A 19,317-nucleotide genomic window follows, 5' to 3' on the forward strand; every position below is an offset into this window, starting at 1 on the left:
TCGTTTTATTATTTTATAAGTTTGTTTGGTACATATAAAACTTTTGTAGGTTTGTGCTTGCACGATCGGGGCAGGCTGTCAAAAAACGTCGTTAATAAAGTGACCTAGCAACAAATGCGGTTAATATTTAAAAACTTCAAATTCTATTTGGGATTTGATTGAAAATTATTTCAATCAAAATTCACGTATGTATTTAGTAAAGTTTTTATGTTTAAATTTTAAATTTAACCAGCCTATACGTCGGATCAAACCTAAACGCGAGCAAATTTTGCAAAATCCCAAAAAGGCACATAAAAGTAACGAAGCTACTGCCACCGTAGCTGTAAAACGGCAGCGGAATGCCCACCACAGGCGCAAAGCCGATCGTCATCATGATATTTATACTCACGTAGATAAAGATAAGTATCCCGATCCCCGACGCCATCGTCTGCGTAAAATAATCATCCTTTAGCCCGTAGTTTAAGCTGAGCAGATGAGCTATCAGCGCTCCGTAAAAGCTAAGTAGCGCTAACCCTCCGTAAAATCCGTATCGCTCGATCGTGTACGCGAAAATAAAATCGCTAGTCGAAATCGGCAAAAACTTAAAGTGCGTCTGTGTCGCCTCGTCTTTTGGCTTGCCCTTTAGTCCGCCGCTACCGATAGCGATGATACTCTGGCGCACGTGATAGTTGGACTCTTCGCTTAAAAAATCAGTAATGCGCTTTTTTTGATAATCGTGTAAATTTTCGTAAATCACGGGCGCAGAGAGCAAAATCCCGGCAAATATTACGATCCAAATTTTTTTATTTACCCCGATGATAAAAAGCACGGCGTAGCCCACGATGAGCAGTATCAGCGCGGTGCCTAGATCAGGCTCTTTTAAAATTAGCACGAAAGGTAAAAGGATATAAAGGCTAAGGCGTAAAAAGTCCTTGAGACCGTAGCCGTTTTCTTCGGGCGGGCGCTGTTTGATGAGGTAGCCTAGCATCAAAAGAAGCGCCGGCTTCATGATCTCTGAGGGCTGAAGCGTAAAGTGGATAAAAGGAAACTCGAGCCATCTTTTTGCGCCCAGTTTGCTCGTGCCAAATAAATCTACGCTAATAAGCAACACGATACAAATCCAGTAAAATAGCGGTATGAGCCAGGCGATCTTGCGAATGGGAAGCAAAAAGAAAAATAAAAACGCAGCTAGACCGACGCCGAAATATACAAGCTGTTTCCCGGCTAGGATAGAATTTGCCTCAGAAACCAAAATGTATGATAAAATAATAATAGGAAGTATCAAAAACGGCTGAACGAAGTCAAAATGGGTTAAAATTCGCCTATCGAGTCTTATCAAAAATTTGCCTTTTTTGAGCGATTATAGCATTTTAAAGGAAACAAATCTAAAAATGACGGAAAAAGAGATCAAAATTTTAGATGATACGCAGGCGAGGGCTGACGCGTTTTTGGCCGCTGAGCTAAACGTCGCTAGAAATCAAGCGCTAAATTTGATAAAAAGCGGGTCGGTTAGCCTAAACGGCAAGCCGCTAAACAAGCCTTCCGTAAAGCTAAATTTGGGCGATGTTTTGAGGATCAAATTTGAGCAAAGCGAGCCTGATACGGCTAAATTTGAAGCGGAATTCGAAGTGCCGATCATTTACGAGGACGAGGATTTGCTCGTGCTAAATAAACCGGCAAATTTAGTCGTCCATCCCGCTCCTAGCGTCAAGGAGCCCACTCTTGTGGACTGGCTCGGGGCAAAGGGGTTTTTGCTATCAAATTTAAGCGGACAAAGTAGGGCAGGCATCGTGCATAGACTGGATAAAGGCACTAGCGGAGCTATCGTCGTAGCTAAAAATAACGCCGCTCACGCCGCGCTTTCAAGCCAGCTAAGCGACAAAAGCATGGGGCGCATTTATCTAGCGCTAACAGATTTGCCGCTCAAGCAAAACTGCATCGTCGAGCGAGCTATCGGACGAAATCCCGCTAACCGCCTAAAAAAGGCGATCGTTTCAGACGGCCGCGCGGCAAAAAGCGCCTTTGCGAATTTGCTTTTTAGCGAATTTAGCGGCCCCGTGCAGAGCAAAAACGCGGGCGTAAATTTGATCGCGGCAAAGCTTTTTACAGGCAGGACTCATCAGATCAGAGTGCATCTAGCTAGCCTAAACCGCCATATTTTGGGCGATGCTTTATACGGTTTTAAGAGCGAAAAGGATAAAATCGGCCGAGTAATGCTTCACGCCTACGGGCTGTATTTCACGCATCCGCGCACGGGCGGGCAAATGAGCTTCGTAGCGCCCGTCTGGGATGATTTTAGTGAAATTTTACTTAGCAAATTTAGCAAGGAGAATATAGATGAAAAGATTGATTTTATGGGGCTTAGCGAGCTCTTTAGCCATTGTGATGAGTGGGTGCGTATCCTCTAGCGGGCCTGCGCAAGTAAATCCGAATTTGCCGACCGTCCAGAGCCTAAAAACCATCAGCGATATGACCGAAGTGGGCTTTGAGTGGACGCCGACTCCGACCTCAAACGTCGCAGGCTACTATCTATACCGCTCAAATCCGAACGAAAATAACGGCAAAATGAAGGTCGTAGCCGACATAAAAGACCGCTTTGCCAGCCACTACGTGGATGCAAATTTGGCTCCGGAGACAACATATACCTACGAGATGAGAACGTACAACGCGAGCAAGCAAATTTCAGGCCCTGGTATGATGGTTAGTGCCACGACTAAGGCGCTTATGGATTCCGTGCCTTTCGTTAGAGCGCTTACGAATTTACCCGAGCGCGTGAAACTCATCTGGAGACCGCATCCGGACCTTCGCGTGGCATCTTATGTCATCGAAAAAGCCGATATAAATAAAGAAAACTGGAGACAAATCGCCGAGGTAAAAGGCAGACTAAACGCCGAGTATATCGATGACGACGTGAAGCCTGGCAGAAGCTATAAATATAGAGTTTTTGTAAAAACTACTAGCGGAACGATCTCAAAACCTAGCGAGATCGTGGACTCTACGACGAAGCAGCTGCCAAGCGAAGTCGTAAATGCGCAAGCTACTCAAAATGTGCCTAAAAAGATTATTTTGACGTGGGACAGCGTGGCTAGCGACGACTTTGGCTACTATAAAATTTACAGCGCATCAAGCAAATTTATGCCTTACACCTACTTAGTGAAAACCACGTCTAATAGCTACGAGGATCTCATAAACGAAAACGGCGCGACCAGATACTATAAAATCACCATCGTCGATAAAGACGGCCTAGAGTCTAAAAAACCTAGCGAACCTATCATTGGCATGACGCTAGGAGCTATCGACGCACCGGTCGTATCATCTATCGTGGCCGACAGCACGGCGGTTAAGCTCACGTGGAACGCCTCTGATAAGGCTAGAAGCTTTACTGTTATAAGAGACGGCGGCGGAAGCGAGCAGAAATTTACAAATATAACGGGCAATGAATTTGTCGATAATAGCGTTGCTTACGGGCAAAAATATAGCTATAAAGTTATCGCCGTAGATGAATACGGCATAAGCTCCGACGCTTCTCAAAAAGCAGAGATAGCCGTCGAATAATGCCCAATTTTATAGCTAAAAACGTAAATTTTACGCCAAAGGATTGCGGCGAGATAAGCTTTTTGTGGGAGGCTCGCGGCAGGCAGGGCGTTAGTCTCGTTTACAGCAAAAGCTCTAGCGAGGAGTTTTTTATCACGCTAAAAAAGCGCGAAAATGACTGGGTCGTAAAGGGCGAAAAGCTAACCAAGCCTGCTAAAGTAGGGCTTTTGCAAAATGCTTTGGTTAAATTTAAAGAGCTTTATTGCGATCAAATTTTAAGTGAAGCCATCGCGGTAAAAAACACGCGCCTCACGCAAAAAGACTCGGCGATCTTTAGCGTGGGCGAGTTGCTTGAGAATTTAAATCAGAGTGAATTTGAGAGCAAATTTATCGAGATAGGATTTGGCTCGGGTAGGCACTTGCTATTTCAGGCGGAAAATAACCCAGATACGCTAGTTGTCGGCATCGAGGTCTACAAGCCCTCGCTCGAGCAGGTTGCAAAGCTGGCAAAAGCCAAAAATCTAAACAACGTCATGCTCGTAAACTGCGACGCGAGGCTACTTTTATCGCTTGCGGAGTCAAATTTTATCGATAAAATTTTCCTTCATTTTCCAGTACCTTGGGACGACGCTCCTCATAGGCGCGTAGCCTCGGCTAAATTTGCTCTGGAGTGTGAGCGAACGCTAAAAGTGGGCGGCAAATTTGAGCTGCGAACCGATAGCCGCGAGTATGCGGACTTTACTTTGGCTCAAATTTTAAATTTGAGCGATGCCGACGTGCAAATTTACAAAAACCGCGATCTAAAAGTAAGCAGCAAGTACGAAGACCGTTGGAAAAGGCACCAAAAAGATATTTACGATGTTATCTTTACCTGCGAAAAGCAAAGCGAACCAAGAGTTGGTCAAGGCGAGCTAAAATTTGAAAACGGCTACGACGCGAGCAAGGTTGCGGCTAAATTTAGCAACCAAACGATAAAAGAGGATGACTTTTTCTTGCATTTAGAGGAAAAATACGAAAAAGACGGCGAAATTTTGATTCGCGCTGCGTTTGGCTCATTTAACGCGCCTGAGCATTGTTATGTTTTGCTCGGTGAAAAAGGCGCGGAATATTTTATAAAAAAGCCGCTCGTTACGGCTGAAAATTTAAAGGCGCATCTTGCGTTGAAGGAGTATTTGGCGGATGCAAAAAATAATTAGCGCAAGCGGGCTTTGCCTAGGATACGAGGGCTGTGAAAAGCTCATAACGGACGCGAAATTCGACATTTACGCCAATGATTTCGTTTTTATCACCGGGCAAAGCGGCAGCGGCAAATCGACGCTTTTAAAATCTTTTTACGGCGAGATAAAGCCAAGTGCGGGCTCTCTAAACGTCTGCCTAACCGATATGATGAATCTTGGCGGGCAAAATCTGGATAAACTAAGGCAGCGCATCGGCGTAGTTTTTCAAAACTACCGCTTGATAAGCGAGTGGAATATCGAAAAAAACGTGATGCTGCCGCTGATGATAAAAGGTCTGAGCGCAAATGTTTGTAAAAATCAGGCGACCAAACTCCTAAAGCACGTAAATTTGCTCCACAGAGCGCACAAATATCCAAACGAGCTAAGCGGCGGCGAACAGCAGAGAGCTGCGATGGCTAGAGCGCTCGCGCATAATCCAAATTTACTACTTTGCGACGAGCCGACGGGTAGCCTAGATGAATACTCAAGCGACGTTATCTGGGGGCTTTTGCGCTCGGCGAAAGAGTTTTTGGGTACCTGCATCGTGGTCGTCACGCACAGGGTGCCAAGCTCGCTAAGAGTACCCTATAGACATCTTGCTATAGAAAATGGACGCCTATATGAAATTCTTTAAAAACCACTTAAGCACTATAATTCCACTTATGGCGTTACTCGTGGGCATTCAGTTTATATTGCTAGTCGGGCGAGTGGTGGACGAGTACGAGTCCGTGATGAACAAAGACTATAACATTATCATCGTAAGTCAAAACGAGCTAAACGCTACCGACGTAAAGCCGCTCGTTCATACGTTTGAATCTCTTGAACCGCTTAGTTCAAAGCCCGTACTAGAGAAGCTCTCTAAAGATATTTCATCAAAAAATATCGCCGTTTTGCAAAATGCGTTGCCTAAATTTTACTCGCTAAAGCTAAATGCCTTTCCAAGCACCCAATATATGCAAGAGATAAAGGATAAAATTTCAAAGATTAACGGCGTAAGCAGGGTTGAGACCTTTTCAAAAACGCATGATAAAATTTATAAAATCATGCAGCTGATTAAAAATATTTCGGCGATATTTTCGGGGCTAATCGGGTTAATCGGGCTTATGCTCATCGCAAAACAGATGCGAATTTGGCTATACGAGCACAAGGAGCGCATCGAGATAATGACGCTGCTGGGAGCTCCGTCGTGGCTAAAATCTGGCGCGTTATACAAAAACGCGTTGTTTGATTCGTTTATAGCGACCGTTTTGGTGGCGGTTTTTTACATTATCTTGCCGGATTTGCAGCCCGTTAAGGAAGTCGCTACCGACCTAAATATCAATTTGCCGGCGATTGATCTGTTTTACGAGGGCGGAGTACTGCTGGGCGTTTCGCTTGCGATTAGTTTTTTAGCCGTTTATCTCGTAACCAGAAAAGCAACGGCGATATGAAAAAAATTTGCTTTTTGCTGGCCGCCATGATTTGCTTAAACGCAAGCACGGGCGAAAAGATAAAAAATCAAACGACCTATCTCGAGTCCTCAAAAGAGCTTGAAAAACAGCTAAATAAAAAGCTCGACGACCTAGCCGGTGATATACTTGGCGGCGAAAAAAGCGTCAAGCAAACCGACGACAAGATGAAAGAGCTCATTTTGCAAATAGCGCAGTTGGAAAACAGTGCAAAAAGCGTTAGCGGCGAGCTTGACGAGCTAGTAAAGCAAAACAAAGATCTCACACAAAGTCAAAAAAATATCCAAAAAAGCATCGTGCGCATCATCTCAGACGAGTTTTCTTTCGATCTCATAATGCCAAAAGAGTACGAGGAGGGCGTGGATAGCATCATCGCTACTGAGATTTTAAGCAAGCTAAACTCGGTGCTAAAAGATGATTTTAACGAGCTGGCTAAGCAGTATGAAAGTACGCAAAATTTAATAAAAACTCAAAACGACAAGATAGACGGCATAAAGTCAAATTTAAAAACCTTTAAATTTAAGCAAGCTGAGCTGGTTTCCCTGCAAGATAAACAGATGAAAACACTGGCAAATTTAAAGCGGGATAAGGAAATTTATCAAAAGCAACTCTCGCGCCTACAAGCCCAACAAGACGAGATTAGAAAGACGCTAGAAGAGCTAAAAATCGTCGCAAAAAGGGAGAGCGAGGAGGCTAAAAAGGCTCTAGCCGCACAAAAAGCAGCCGAAGCCAAAGCTCAAAAAAATAAGAAAGATAAAAAAGGCGAGGCTACTGCAAGCGCGTCTGAAGGCGACGTGAAGCAGTTTGGCTCAAGCTATCAAACGAGTCTTGTTAAAAAATATAGCGGCGAAAAGACGATCGCGCCGCTTGACGGCTTTACGGTCAAGCAAAAATTCGGCAACTACGTAGATCCCATCTATAACATCAAAATTTTTAACGAATCGGTCGTGCTAAGCGCAAATTCGGCCGACGCAAAGGTAAAAAGCGTGTTTAACGGCAAAGTGGTCTTCGCCAAAGAAACGGCGATGCTAGATAAAGTAGTCATCATCGAAAATCCAAACGGCATCCACACGATCTATGCGCACCTTAGCCAGATCGCCCCTACCGTAAAAGTGGGCACAAAAGTGCAAAAAGGCTACGTAATCGGCCGCGTGCAGCGAGATCTAACCTTTGAAGTCACGCAGAAAAACTACCACATAGACCCCCTCGAGCTAATCAGCCTAAAATAGCACCTGCGCGCCGAGATTAGCAAAATTTAAAGCAAATTTAGCTAAAATCCGAAAATTTAAGGAGATGAAAAATGGAGCGAAAAAAGCGAATTTTAGTTAAATTTTCAGGCGAGGCGCTAGCTGGCGACAGCGGCTTTGGTATAGATAACGCTGTGCTTAAATTTATCGCAAAACAGATCAAAGAACTAGTCGAAAACGGCATACAGGTGGGCATCGTTATCGGCGGAGGCAACATCATACGCGGCGTGAGCGCGGCTAGAGACGGCATCATAAAGCGTACCAGCGGCGATCACATGGGCATGCTAGCTACCGTGATAAACTCTATCGCGATGAGAGAGGCGCTAGAGAGCGTAGGCCTAGACGTGCGCGTACAAAGCGCGATAAAGATGGAGGCTATCTGTGAAACCTTCATCGTCGGACGCGCAAACAGACACCTAGAAAAAGGTCGCGTCGTGATCTTTGCTGCGGGAACCGGAAATCCATTTTTCACCACCGATACGGCGGCTACACTGCGCGCTATTGAGATCGATTCAGATATGATAATCAAAGCTACGAAAGTGGACGGCGTTTACGACAAAGACCCGCATAAATTTGAAAATGCGACGCTGCTAAAGGAGCTAAACTACGAGCTTGCTATGAGTGACGATATCAAAGTGATGGACGACACCGCCATCGCGCTAGCTAAGGATAATTCGCTACCGATTTTAGTCTGTAATATGTTTAAAGACGGAAATTTGCTCAAAATCATACAAGGCGACGAGAGCGCGTTTTGCTCTATCGTGAGAAATTAAATTTAAGGAGAATAAATGAGATCTGAAGAAGTAGCGGCAAAGGCTCTAAAACTAGTCGGAGACGACAGATATATGCTCGCTCTAGCGGTAGCAAAAAGAGCCGAGGCTCTAGCTGGCGGCGCAAAAAGCTTGCTTGATATCGACGTTACTAAGATGAAATTTGCCGATATCGCCCTACGCGAGATAGCTGAGGGCAAGATAACTTTAGAGGGCATAGTTGAAGCAGCTAAGTAGCGGATTTTTACTAGAACAATTAATCGATGATATAACCGCTTGCAAGGATGTCGCTCAGGCGAGACAGCTGCTTAGCGAGCTGATAAATTTTACGCCGAATTTAGAGCGCGCGATCGAGTGCTGCGTTATCTCGCATGCGGGGCAATTTAGAAAAAGTGGCGAACCGTATGCCATACACCCTATCCTAGTGGCCTGCATCGTGGCGCATATGGGTGGGGACGAGGATATGATTATCGCCGCCTTGCTTCACGATGTGGTCGAGGATACGGACAGGTCGATAGAGAGCGTGAGAGAGGACTTTGGCGAAGAGGTCGCAAAGCTGGTCGAGGGGCTAACTAAAATCGTAGCCATCAGAGAGGATAAGCTCGCAAGCTCGGAGTCAAACGAGCGTCTGGCGGCCTCTGCGATGACCTTTCGCAAGATGTTGCTAATATCTATCGAGGACGTGAGAGTGCTCGTGGTAAAGCTTTGTGATAGGCTGCACAATATGCTCACCTTGCAAGCTTTGCGTCCTGAAAAGCAAAAGCGAATCGCTGAAGAGACTCTGATGGTTTATGCTCCGATCGCGCATAGGCTAGGCATTTCGTCGATCAAAAACGTGCTTGAGGATCTTAGCTTTAAGTATGCTTTGCCGGAAGAGTACAAAAAAATCGACGACTACCTAACCGAGCACAAGCAGCAGCTCGTTCTAAAGCTCAATGCGTTTACCGACAAAATTTTTCAAATTTTACTCAAAAACGGCTTTAGCGAAAACGACTTTGAGATACAAAAGCGTATCAAACATCATTACTCAATTTACTTAAAAATGCAGCGAAAAGGCATATCGATTGAGGAGGTGCTAGACTTGCTAGCTGCGCGCGTACTGGTTAAAGAGCCGCAGGATTGCTATTTGGTACTTGGAAATTTGCATATAAATTTTAACCCTCTAATCTCGCGTTTTAAAGACTACGTCGCGCTTCCGAAGCAAAACGGCTATCAGACGATACACACTACGATATTTGATAACAAAAGCATCTTTGAGGTTCAAATTCGCACCTTTGATATGCATAAAACCGCAGAGTACGGCGTCGCAGCGCACTGGAAATATAAAAGCGGCGGCTTTTTAAACCCGAAACTTGACTGGCTAAGCGACATCAGCGGTATAGAAAACGGCATGGAGGAGGCGAGTGAAAATCCCGAGGAGCTCTACGAATACGCAAAAGACAGCCTCTACGTCGAGGACGTCGCGGTTTATTCGCCAAAGGGCGATATATTTACGCTTCCGCGTGGCGCAACGGCGCTTGATTACGCTTATGAGATACACACGCAAGTAGGTTTGTATGCTAAAGAGGCCTATGTAAACCGCGTACGAGTACCGCTACTAACGGAGTTAAAAAACGGCGATATCGTAAGCATCGTGACCGGCGATGAGCCAAAATACCGCTGCTCGTGGCTAGGTAGCGTAAAAACCGGCAAGGCTAGAGCCACGATCCGCTCGTACTGCAAGCAAAAGATAAGAGATATAAACAACATGGTCGCGATCGAAATTTTAAGCGGCATCTTTGCAGTACCTTCAGCAACTATCGAACAGTGGCTAGAGACTGAAAATTTGACCAAGAAAATTTTTAGAGCCGCGTTTGATTCGGTTTACCTGCAGGACGTGGTAAACGCACTAAAAAAATACGTAAAAAGAGACCGTCCGTTTGCCATCGCGATGACGGACAAATACAACGTCAAAAAGCAAAAATTTGAAAACATCGTAATCTACTCAAACCACAAGATAAACAGCATCGAGTTTGATTACTGCTGCAATCCAAAGCGCGGCGACGATATCGTGGGATTTAGAAACTATCACCACGTCACAGTCCACCACAAGCTTTGCGAGCGGTTTATGAAGCTAGCCGAAGAAAAAAACGAGATGATTTTCGTCAAATGGACGCGAGTCGCTCCGCATAGATTTAAAATTATCCTGAGCCTAGAAAACAGACGCGGGTCGCTTGCGGAGTTTTTGACGTATATGGCGAAAATGCAAGTCGATCTCGTAACTATCAGCCTCACCGAAACTAGAGAAGCGACGGCGGACTTTTTCGAGCTAACAATCGAGCTTGGCGAAAATTTGAACGTGAACGAGATAAAGGAGCGACTAAGAGATCGCTACAAGATCATAGACTTCGTGTCGCTTGACGACGCATACGGACATTAATAAATTTAGGAGAGAAAATGGGCGAAAATTTGAGCAAAATAATGAGCGATATAAAAAAGGGCGTCGCCGAGATGATAGACGAGGAGCGCGTCGAAAATTTAGTAAAAAACTACTATGAAAAGGGCGAAAATTTCTACGTTAAAGCAGGCTTTGACCCGACGGCTCCGGATTTGCACCTAGGACACTCCGTGGTGCTTCAAAAGATGGCCTTTTTACAAAAGCACGGCGCGATAGTGCAGTTTTTGATAGGCGATTTCACAGGACAAATCGGCGATCCTAGCGGCAAAAGTCAGACGAGAAAAAAGCTAGACCGCGAGACCGTGGCGGCAAATGCTAAAACCTACGAGGAGCAGGTTTTTAAAATCCTAGACCCGCAAAAAACAAAGTTGATGTTTAACTCCAAGTGGCTAAACGAGCTAGGAGCTGCGGGCATCGTGGAGCTAACTAGCACCTTTGCGGTGGCTAGGATGCTTGAACGCGATGATTTTGAAAAAAGATACAAAAGCGGCGCCTCGATCTCGATAAGCGAATTTTTATATCCGCTACTCCAGGGTTACGACAGCGTCGCGATGAAATGCGATATCGAGATGGGCGGCACGGATCAGAAATTTAACCTTCTGATGGGGCGAACCTTGCAGCGAGTTTACAACGTCGGCAAGGAGCAAGCCGTCATAATGATGCCGCTTTTAGAGGGGCTTGACGGCGTAAATAAAATGAGCAAGAGCTTAGGCAACTACATCGGCGTGACCGACGAGCCAAACGATATGTTTGCTAAGGTTTTAAGCGTGAGCGACGAGCTAATGTGGCGCTGGTACGAGCTTCTTAGCGAAAAAAGCACGGAAGAAATCGCAAATTTAAAAGCGGACGTAGCTAGCGGCAAAGCTCACCCAAAAGCTGTAAAAGAGGCGCTCGCGCTAGAGATCACGGCTAGATATAATGGCGAAGCGGCGGCGAAAGAGGCGAAGGCTGAATTTGACCGCGTGCACTCGCAAAATTTGATCCCGACCGAGATGGACGAGTTTGAGCTCTCGGCTCCTGTTTGGATCGTGCAGGCGCTCACTCACTGCGGACTATGCGCTAGCAGCTCTCAGGCGCGCCGAGACATCGCGGCAAACGCCGTCAGTCTAAATCAAGAAAAGATCGCCGACGAGCAGCTAAAGCTGGGCGCTGGCGAATACGTCTTGCAGGTCGGCAAGCGTAAATTTGCAAAACTAAAGGTAACCTGATGCAACCCGTAAAAATCGGAAAATACGATATAAAATACCCGATAATCCAAGGCGGAATGGGGCTTGGTATCAGTTGGGATAGGCTCGCCGGAAACGTCAGCCTAGAAGGCGGACTAGGCGTCATAAGCTCGGTAGGAACGGGCTACTACGAAGGACGAAAATACATCACCAAAGAGCTGAACGCCAAGCCCTACGGCAGCGGAAATTTCTACTCACGTGAGGGGCTAAAAGCCGTCATCGACAATGCGCGTAAAATTTGCGGAGACAGGCCTCTTGGGGTCAATATTTTGTACGCTAGCAACGACTACGAGCGTATCGTAAAAGACGCCTGCGATCACGGTATAAATGTAATCATCACGGGCGCTGGGCTACCGACGAATTTACCCGAATTTACTGTAGACTACCCAGACGTGGCTTTGGTGCCTATCGTATCCTCGGCAAAAGCGCTAAAAATCATCTGCAAACGCTGGCAGGGGCGCTACGGTAGGCTTCCGGATGCGGTGGTGCTCGAGGGGCCTCTTAGCGGCGGGCACCAGGGATTTACCTACGAGCAGTGCATCGATCCCGCATACAGCCTGGAAAATTTGATAACGCCAGTTAGCGAAGAGATAAAGCAGTGGGGCGATTTTCCATTATTTGCCGCGGGCGGCATTTGGGATAAAAACGACATCGAGAAGGCGATTTCGCTAGGGGCAAATGGCGTACAGATGGGTACTCGCTTTATCGGTACGCACGAGTGCGACGCTAGCGAGGAGTTTAAGCAAGTGTTGCTAGCGGCCAAAAAAGAGGACATCGAGCTAATCAAAAGCCCAGTAGGCTACCCTGCACGCGGAGTTAGGACAAATTTAATAAACCTAGTCGATAAGCGCCAGGGTCCCAAAATCAGCTGCGTAAGCAACTGCGTAAGTCCGTGCCAGCGTGGCAAAGAAGCCAAAGAGGTGGGATACTGTATCGCAGATCGCCTCTATGACGCCTTTGAGGGGCGCAAGGAGACGGGGCTATTTTTCACAGGTGCAAACGGCTACAAGCTAAACGAGATAATAAGCGTGAAAGAACTATTTGAAAAACTGATAAATGGCGAAGATAGTTAAATTATTTTTAATACTTCTATTTTTTTTGAATAGCGCGGTTTGCGCAAGCGCTTTATCGAGTTTAGATAAATTCGATAAAAATTTTGATAGCGCAGCCAATAAAGAAAAGATCGCAATGCATCAAGAGCTAAGGACTCTTTACGTAAAATCCATAATGGAAAATAACGTAAATTTAAGAGTCCAAAGCCTAACTAGACTAATAAAAAGCTCAAAAGCCCTAGGGCTAGATACCAAACCGTATGAAAAAGAGCTCGCGAGCATACCGCAGTCTGCAAAGCCAAGCGAAGAAAAACCAAAACAAGAAATAAAGCAGGTCAAAAAAGAACAACAAAAACAAGAGCCGAAGCAAAAAGAAGTAAAATTAAGCCAGCTATCCTCGGCTCCGCTGGCCGCCCAAAATGCCAAAACCGTCAAAAATCAAACTTTGCAGCTTCTAGAAGCTTTGGATAACGACGGAAATTTCGAGCTAAAATTTAGCCGCCAGTTAAACGGTAACGATATCAAAAAAACCGACCTAAATCAAAAAGGTTCTTGTAAGACGATATATGAATTTAAAGGAATTTGGAGTGGCGGAAAACTGCAAAGATTTAAGAACTACTTGGTGGACGAGATCCGCATAAGTCAGTTTGACGAAAAAACCGTTAGGGTGGTATTCGTAAGTCAATTCGAACCAAATTTAAAACTCAGAGTCGATAATCAGTCTTTAATTTTCTCAAAGGCTAAGCCCACGCAAAGCCAAAATTTAACGAGTCAAAACAGTAAACAAAAAAATCATCAACCGTCTATCAAGCAAGAGCTCCCCAAAATCGCTGCAAATTCGAAATCTGAAATAACTCAAATACAACAGCAAAAAGCAACTCAACACCAAGCTCAAAATCAAAAGCTCGCTCAGCAAAAGCAAGAAAAAGTTGCCGCGCAGACCAAGACGGATGCTAAAAGTACCCAAAGCACCACCGAAAAGGATGAGCAAGAGGTCGTGCTGGCGCCCGTAAAAACGACAAGCACTAAAAAAATCACAAGCGCTAAAGGCAAGGTTGTCGTCCTTGACGCAGGACACGGCGGCGATGATCCAGGCGCCATAAACGGATCGCTAAAAGAAAAAAATATCGTGCTAAGTATCGCCCAAAAGGCAGGCAAAGAGCTGCAAGGACGCGGCTACAAGGTGTATTACACACGTAGCAAGGATAAATTTATCAACCTTCGCGACCGCACGAAATACGCCAACGACAAGGCTGCGGACCTCTTTATCTCCATCCACGCAAACGCTGCGCCGAGCAAAACCAAGGCAGCGACTATGCGCGGCATAGAGACGTTTTTCCTCTCGCCGGCTCGTAGTGAACGTAGCAAAAACGCCGCCGCGCTGGAAAATAAATCCGACATCGAGGAGATGAACTATTTTTCTAAGCAGACATTTTTAAATTTCCTTAACCGCGAGAAAATCATCGCCTCAAACAAGCTCGCCATCGACGTTCAACGCGAAGTTTTAGCGCGAGCAAAATCAGTTAGCTCAAAGGCTTCCGACGGCGGCGTTCGCGAGGCGCCTTTTTGGGTGCTAGTGGGCGCGCTGATGCCTGCGGTGCTGCTTGAGGTCGGCTACATCACTCACCCTAGCGAAGGCGATCTTATAAATAACTCAAAGTACCAAGATGCCCTAGCCAAGGGGCTCGCAGACGGCATAGACGTCTATTTTTCAAACCAGCAATGAAAAGCGCACGAGTCGTTTTAAAGGGTGGCATCCCGTTTAATCCCGAATTTGACGACATTTACTTTAACGCAGACGATCCCGTAGGGCAAAGCGAGTATGTATTTAACTCCATTTTTGATGAAATTTGGGAGAAAAAGAGCGAATTTAACGTGCTTGAGGCTGGATTTGGCGCAGGGCTAAATTTTCTCTGCGCTTTTAAAAGATTTAAAAACACGGATAAATTTTTAAATTTCGTCAGTATCGAAAAAACTCCGATCGCCAAAGAGGATCTGGCTAAAATTTATGCGAATTTTAGCGAGCTCGCGGATGTTTCGGGTGAGCTTTTGGGTGCCTACCCGCCTCTTATTCGCGGATTTCATAGGCTAAATTTGGCTCCAAACGTCACGCTTACCTTGTGTTTTGGTGACGTGGCCGAGGTTTTGGATGAGCTTAGTTTTAAAGCAGATACCGTTTTTATGGACGGCTTTGCTCCCGCTAAAAACGAAGCTATGTGGAGCGAGCGGGTTTGCGGTAAAATCGCAAATTTATGCGCATTGGGTGCTAGCGTTTGCACATACTCGGCTTCGGGTGCGTTAAAAAGAGCCTTGCAAAATAGCGGTTTTGAGGTAAATTTGCTAAAAGGTTACGGCAAAAAGCGCGAGATGCTACGTGCCAAATTTGCGGGTGAACGGCAAGCTGAGGGCGAAATTTGGTTTAGCAGATTTGATCCCGCTGCCACGACCGCTCCAAAGACGGCGCTAGTTATCGGCGGCGGCGTGGCTGGCTGCGTTTGCGCGTTTAAGTTGCGCGAGCGCAGCCTAGATGTAACGATCGCCGAAAAGCGTGGCGATATCGCACTAAACGGCTCTGGAAATTACTGCGGGATTTTGATGCCGCTTATCACAAAACCAACCGTAAATTTAGGCCGAATGCATATGAACGCGTTTTTGCAGGCAGCGCGCTTTTATGAACAAAACCTCGGCGCCCAGGAGATAGAGTTTTGCGGTGCGACAGACTACGCATACGAGCAAAAGACGCTAGAGCGCTTTTACGAGTGGCACGAATTTGACGCGGACAACGGCGTTTTTGAGCTAAAATTTGATGACGAGCCTTACGCTAGCGCGTTTATTTTTAATGGCGCCAAAGCTCGCCCCAGAAAGATGTGCAAAGCGGCAAGCACGGGTATAAAAACGCTTTTAAACTGCGAATTTACGGGCTTTGAGACGCTTGAGGGCGGCGCGATTAGGGCTCATTTTAAGGATGGGCAAATCATCGACGCCGACGTACTCTTGCTTGCTGTCGGTAGCGAGAGCATGGAGCTTTTTACGGACTACGACATCAGGCTTAGCTCCGTGCGCGGCCAGGTCACGCATATCGCGCCTGCCGTTTGGACGCCTGCGCCTTTTAGCGCCAAAGGCTACGTTTGCCCGCCTGTTGATGATGTGCAGGTTATCGGCGCGACTTACGATAGAAATCTTTTTTTAGACGAGCCGCGTTCTAGCGACGACGAGAAAAATTTAGCCGACGTCGCCGAGTTTTTAGACGACAAATTTGCAGAAAACGAGCGGCTAAATTTGACTATTGGCCCAGACGGCGACGCTGAAAATGCGGATCGTTTGGAGGTGAACAAGGGTGGCGTAAATTTAAGCAAAAGCATGGATTTGCGTACCGAGACTACTGATGATTCGGCGCAGATGCAAGATGCGTCAAATTTGACTGCATCCGAAAATCTCTCAAACGACATGATAAAAACTCCGCAAAACGTCCGAATAATCGGTTCGAAAGTGGGCTACCGCAGCTATAGCGGCGACCGTTTTCCGCTCATCGGGCGGCTTTACGACGAGGATTTTTATAAAGATACATACAAGTCGCTGCTTTGGACGAAAAGCAAGTCTAATCCGCATCCAAAATACGTTCCAAACGTCTACATTAGCACCGCTCACGGCTCGCGCGGGCTCTGCACGGCGGTGCTTGGTGCGGAGCTTATCTGTGATCTTATTTTTGACCGCCCGCTTTGCATCGAAAAATCGCTTTTTGACGAGCTGCATTTGGCGAGATTTCTCGTTAGAAAACTTAAAAAAGGGCTGAAATAGGCATAAAAATTGGATTTTAAAGTCTGATTTTACGTTATTTGTTTTTATCTCAAATTCGGCATAAATTTGAGGCAGCGGCTGGTACTGATCAAATTTTATTTTTTATAAATTTAGCCGTTCTAGTTAAAGTAGCATGAGTGCCATTTGCAGGCGTATATCAAAAATTGTTAAGAGCAGAATAAATCTGCGCATTGCGGCGCAAAAAGCATAGTATAGATAAAGCTCAAATTTAGACGAGCGTCAAAGCCAAAACGGCTAAAATGGCGAAATTCGCCTATTTTTTACCGAAAAAGTCGCCTGCGATCCTAAAAATATCATCTACGATCGAGCCGTCTTTGTTCTGATCCAAAAACTGCGTAAGCATTGACATCATGGAGCCGTTATCCGCGGAGTCTTGCAAATTTGAGGCTTTGAGCTGATTGTTTAGCATGCCCGCAATCATCGGTAGCAGAGTCTTGATAGAGTCTGCGCTGATGCCTAGCTGCGAGCCTACGTCACTAGCTAGAGCCCTGCTGTTTTCTTTCGAGCCCGTTAGTACTCCCAGCAGCTCGTTGCCGTCGGCAACGCTGACGTTTTGCGGGGTGCCAGTCATCTCGTCAAGGCTTGAGCGGCGGATCATCTCAAGGAAATTTGACGAATCGGCGTCAGATTTAAAATTTTCGTTTGCTCTTTGCATGAAAATCGGCGCGACCTTAGAAATCACGGCCTCTACGTCGTTTGTGCCCAGTCCGCTTTTTTGCGACATCGCATCTAACATACCACCGGAGTTGTCCAAAAGTAGCTTTAATATATCCATTTTTATCCTTTTGATTTTGCGTGAGCTTAAATTTGACCGCCGCTTGTTTAGGTTTAACGAGGCGGCGGCCGGCAAGCCGAGGAGGGCTTATTTGTAGTTTTTGATTGCCGCGTCTAGGATCTCTTTTGCGGCATTCGCGTCTTTAAATTCTTTAACCTTGACCCATTTGTTAGGCTCTAAAATTTTATAAGTTTCAAAGAAATTTTTGATCTTATTTAGAGTGGCCTCAGGCAGGTCTTTGTAGCTCTTGATCCCGTCAAATCTCGGGTCGATCTTGGTGACCGGTACGGCTAGTAGCTTCTCGTCCATACCCGCTTCATCCTCCATCACGAGCACGCCGATTAGGCGGCACGGGATCACGCTACCTGCTTGCAGAGGGTATTCGTTTAGCACCAAGATGTCGGCAGGATCGCCGTCTGCTGCGAGCGTGTTTGGCACGAAGCCGTAGTTTGCCGGGTAGAACATCGCCGAGTAGAGCACGCGATCGACCACGACCGCGCCGCTATCTTTGTCGATTTCGTATTTTATGTTCGAGCCGTACGGGATCTCGATAACGGCGTTGATTTTGTCCGGGTTTGAACCTGCTTTGATTTTTGAAACGTCCATTTTAATCCTTTGTAAAGCTCCTATCACGCGGCGTTTTGGAGTAAAACGCTTTGAGATACTTGCCTTGAAATTTGAGTAAGAGATTATATAAAATCTCGGCTAAATTTGGAGTAAAACGGAGTTGAAGTAGGCCAAAATTTGACCGGCTTACGGCGGTAAATTTGATGTTAAAAAGTAAAAGGCTCAATATAAGTTAAAAACTTTCAAAGGAGTTTTTAACTATGATCCTATTGGTAAAAAATAAGTATATAATCCGTTCCCGAATTTCAGAAAAGAAATTTAGAGAAATTCTCAAGTACTTTGCAGAGGATATAGAGGCTACTAAAATAGCAAATTTAACCGGGATTTATAGAATTTCCATTTATAAGATTCTAAAAAGCATTAGAGTTTTGATGTCTCAAGAGTGTGAAAAGATATCTAAGTTTTCAACAGGGAACTAGCGGAAACATTTTAACCGGAACAAGCCGAGATATTAAACTTTTATTTGAGAAACCAGCTTTGGATAAGCTCGGGGTGTTTTGTAGGGTGTATCATACAAGTTTTCAGGTGAAATTTCCAGCTTGCAAGCTCGCCTAGAAGCTCCGCTTTGAAATAGACGAAAGTTACTTTTACTTCGCTTTGCTCGTAACTGCGTCTTGAAAAGCTACAAGCGTAGTGAAGTAGAGCAGAACGGAGCTAAGAGAGTAAGAGGTAAGAGAGGTAGAGGAGCAAACGGAAAGCAACCGGTATTTCTATTTCGCTACGCTCGTAGCTGTAAACAGACGGAATGCTAAAGTGTGACGGTAAGGTCTATACCCAGATAGTTAAAAACTGCTCCGTAAGTTAACTGGTACCGATACTGTCGGAGTTTAGCGATCTGGACGAGAGTGTAATTTACTCTGATTGTTGGAAGGCTTATGATGGATTAGTAGATTATGGAGCCAAAGCTCACTACAGAGTAAAATACTCAAAGAATGAATTTTAAGCTACGCTACGCTTGCTACTTTGCAAGACGCTAATGGTAAAAACCATATAAATGGCATAGAAAACTTTTAGCTGCGACTTCGTCTTGCTACTGTAAGCAGATGGGGATATGCTAAACATAGACTAGCTAAATTTAAAGGAATAAAGAAAGAGAATTTTCTGTTGCACCTAAAGGAATCTGAATTTAGATTTAATAACAGTAAAGATACGAAAACTTTCTATCATATTTTACTAAAGATGATAA

At 45.5% G+C, this 19,317-nt stretch carries 16 protein-coding genes and 2 pseudogenes; 15 read left to right on the plus strand and 3 right to left on the minus strand.

Annotated elements, in window-relative coordinates; all coding sequences use genetic code 11:
• Positions 1-211: 211 nt before the first annotated feature.
• Positions 212-1,318: an FtsW/RodA/SpoVE family cell cycle protein gene (locus tag Q0314_RS07225; protein WP_298057849.1), complete on the minus strand. Its 1,107-nt coding sequence runs from the start codon at positions 1,316-1,318 to the stop codon at positions 212-214.
• Between the two features lie 52 nt (positions 1,319-1,370).
• Between Q0314_RS07225 and Q0314_RS07230 the strand changes: the two genes are divergently transcribed.
• The 13 genes from Q0314_RS07230 (at position 1,371) to mnmC (ending at position 16,708) form a co-directional block, all read left to right on the plus strand.
• Entirely contained in the window at positions 1,371-2,387 is a 1,017-nt protein-coding gene (locus tag Q0314_RS07230) for an RluA family pseudouridine synthase (RefSeq protein ID WP_298057850.1), read from the plus strand.
• Positions 2,317-3,534: a hypothetical protein gene (locus tag Q0314_RS07235; RefSeq protein WP_298057852.1), complete on the plus strand. Its 1,218-nt coding sequence runs from the start codon at positions 2,317-2,319 to the stop codon at positions 3,532-3,534. The genes Q0314_RS07230 and Q0314_RS07235 overlap by 71 nt, the downstream gene beginning before the upstream one ends.
• A complete protein-coding gene (gene trmB, locus Q0314_RS07240) occupies positions 3,534-4,709 on the plus strand; it encodes a tRNA (guanosine(46)-N7)-methyltransferase TrmB (protein WP_298057854.1) in 1,176 nt (391 codons plus the stop codon). Before Q0314_RS07235 ends, trmB begins: the two co-directional genes overlap by 1 nt.
• Complete coding sequence (locus Q0314_RS07245) at positions 4,693-5,364, plus strand: ABC transporter ATP-binding protein (protein WP_002948434.1); 672 nt, start codon at positions 4,693-4,695, stop codon at positions 5,362-5,364. Before trmB ends, Q0314_RS07245 begins: the two co-directional genes overlap by 17 nt.
• Positions 5,351-6,160, plus strand: a complete 810-nt coding sequence (locus tag Q0314_RS07250) for an FtsX-like permease family protein (RefSeq protein WP_298057856.1) — start codon at positions 5,351-5,353, stop codon at positions 6,158-6,160. Before Q0314_RS07245 ends, Q0314_RS07250 begins: the two co-directional genes overlap by 14 nt.
• Entirely contained in the window at positions 6,157-7,407 is a 1,251-nt protein-coding gene (locus Q0314_RS07255) for a peptidoglycan DD-metalloendopeptidase family protein (RefSeq protein ID WP_298057857.1), read from the plus strand. Before Q0314_RS07250 ends, Q0314_RS07255 begins: the two co-directional genes overlap by 4 nt.
• 71 nt (positions 7,408-7,478) lie before the next feature.
• Positions 7,479-8,198, plus strand: coding sequence for a UMP kinase (pyrH, locus tag Q0314_RS07260; RefSeq protein WP_002948445.1), 720 nt, complete (start codon positions 7,479-7,481; stop codon positions 8,196-8,198).
• Between the two features lie 15 nt (positions 8,199-8,213).
• Positions 8,214-8,432 (plus strand): DNA-directed RNA polymerase subunit omega, encoded by a 219-nt coding sequence (locus Q0314_RS07265; RefSeq protein WP_298057859.1) that lies wholly within the window; start codon positions 8,214-8,216, stop codon positions 8,430-8,432.
• On the plus strand, positions 8,416-10,614 hold the full coding sequence (locus Q0314_RS07270) for a RelA/SpoT family protein (protein WP_298057861.1): 2,199 nt from the start codon (positions 8,416-8,418) through the stop codon (positions 10,612-10,614). Before Q0314_RS07265 ends, Q0314_RS07270 begins: the two co-directional genes overlap by 17 nt.
• A gap of 17 nt (positions 10,615-10,631) precedes the next feature.
• Positions 10,632-11,840, plus strand: coding sequence for a tyrosine--tRNA ligase (tyrS, locus tag Q0314_RS07275; protein WP_298057863.1), 1,209 nt, complete (start codon positions 10,632-10,634; stop codon positions 11,838-11,840).
• Positions 11,840-12,931: a nitronate monooxygenase family protein gene (locus Q0314_RS07280; protein ID WP_298057865.1), complete on the plus strand. Its 1,092-nt coding sequence runs from the start codon at positions 11,840-11,842 to the stop codon at positions 12,929-12,931. Before tyrS ends, Q0314_RS07280 begins: the two co-directional genes overlap by 1 nt.
• Complete coding sequence (locus tag Q0314_RS07285) at positions 12,915-14,636, plus strand: N-acetylmuramoyl-L-alanine amidase (RefSeq protein ID WP_298057867.1); 1,722 nt, start codon at positions 12,915-12,917, stop codon at positions 14,634-14,636. Before Q0314_RS07280 ends, Q0314_RS07285 begins: the two co-directional genes overlap by 17 nt.
• On the plus strand, positions 14,633-16,708 hold the full coding sequence (gene mnmC, locus Q0314_RS07290) for a bifunctional tRNA (5-methylaminomethyl-2-thiouridine)(34)-methyltransferase MnmD/FAD-dependent 5-carboxymethylaminomethyl-2-thiouridine(34) oxidoreductase MnmC (protein ID WP_298057869.1): 2,076 nt from the start codon (positions 14,633-14,635) through the stop codon (positions 16,706-16,708). The genes Q0314_RS07285 and mnmC overlap by 4 nt, the downstream gene beginning before the upstream one ends.
• Positions 16,709-16,982: 274 nt before the next feature.
• On the opposite strand, the gene Q0314_RS07295 is transcribed toward mnmC, so the two are convergent.
• Complete coding sequence (locus Q0314_RS07295; protein WP_298057870.1) at positions 16,983-17,504, minus strand: DUF937 domain-containing protein; 522 nt, start codon at positions 17,502-17,504, stop codon at positions 16,983-16,985.
• A gap of 87 nt (positions 17,505-17,591) precedes the next feature.
• Complete coding sequence (gene ppa / locus Q0314_RS07300; protein WP_009493687.1) at positions 17,592-18,110, minus strand: inorganic diphosphatase; 519 nt, start codon at positions 18,108-18,110, stop codon at positions 17,592-17,594.
• A 221-nt stretch (positions 18,111-18,331) separates the two neighbouring features.
• On the opposite strand from ppa, the pseudogene Q0314_RS07305 reads away from it, so the two are divergent.
• Together Q0314_RS07305 and Q0314_RS07310 are read left to right on the plus strand one after the other, a co-directional pair.
• Positions 18,332-18,538: pseudogene (locus tag Q0314_RS07305) on the plus strand (IS1595 family transposase); the annotation flags it as partial.
• Positions 18,539-18,781: 243 nt separating this feature from the next.
• A pseudogene (locus tag Q0314_RS07310) lies at positions 18,782-19,317 on the plus strand (transposase); the annotation flags it as partial.

Origin of the sequence: uncultured Campylobacter sp. (assembly GCF_938040115.1) — a bacterium.
Taxonomy (GTDB): Bacteria; Campylobacterota; Campylobacteria; order Campylobacterales; family Campylobacteraceae; genus Campylobacter_A.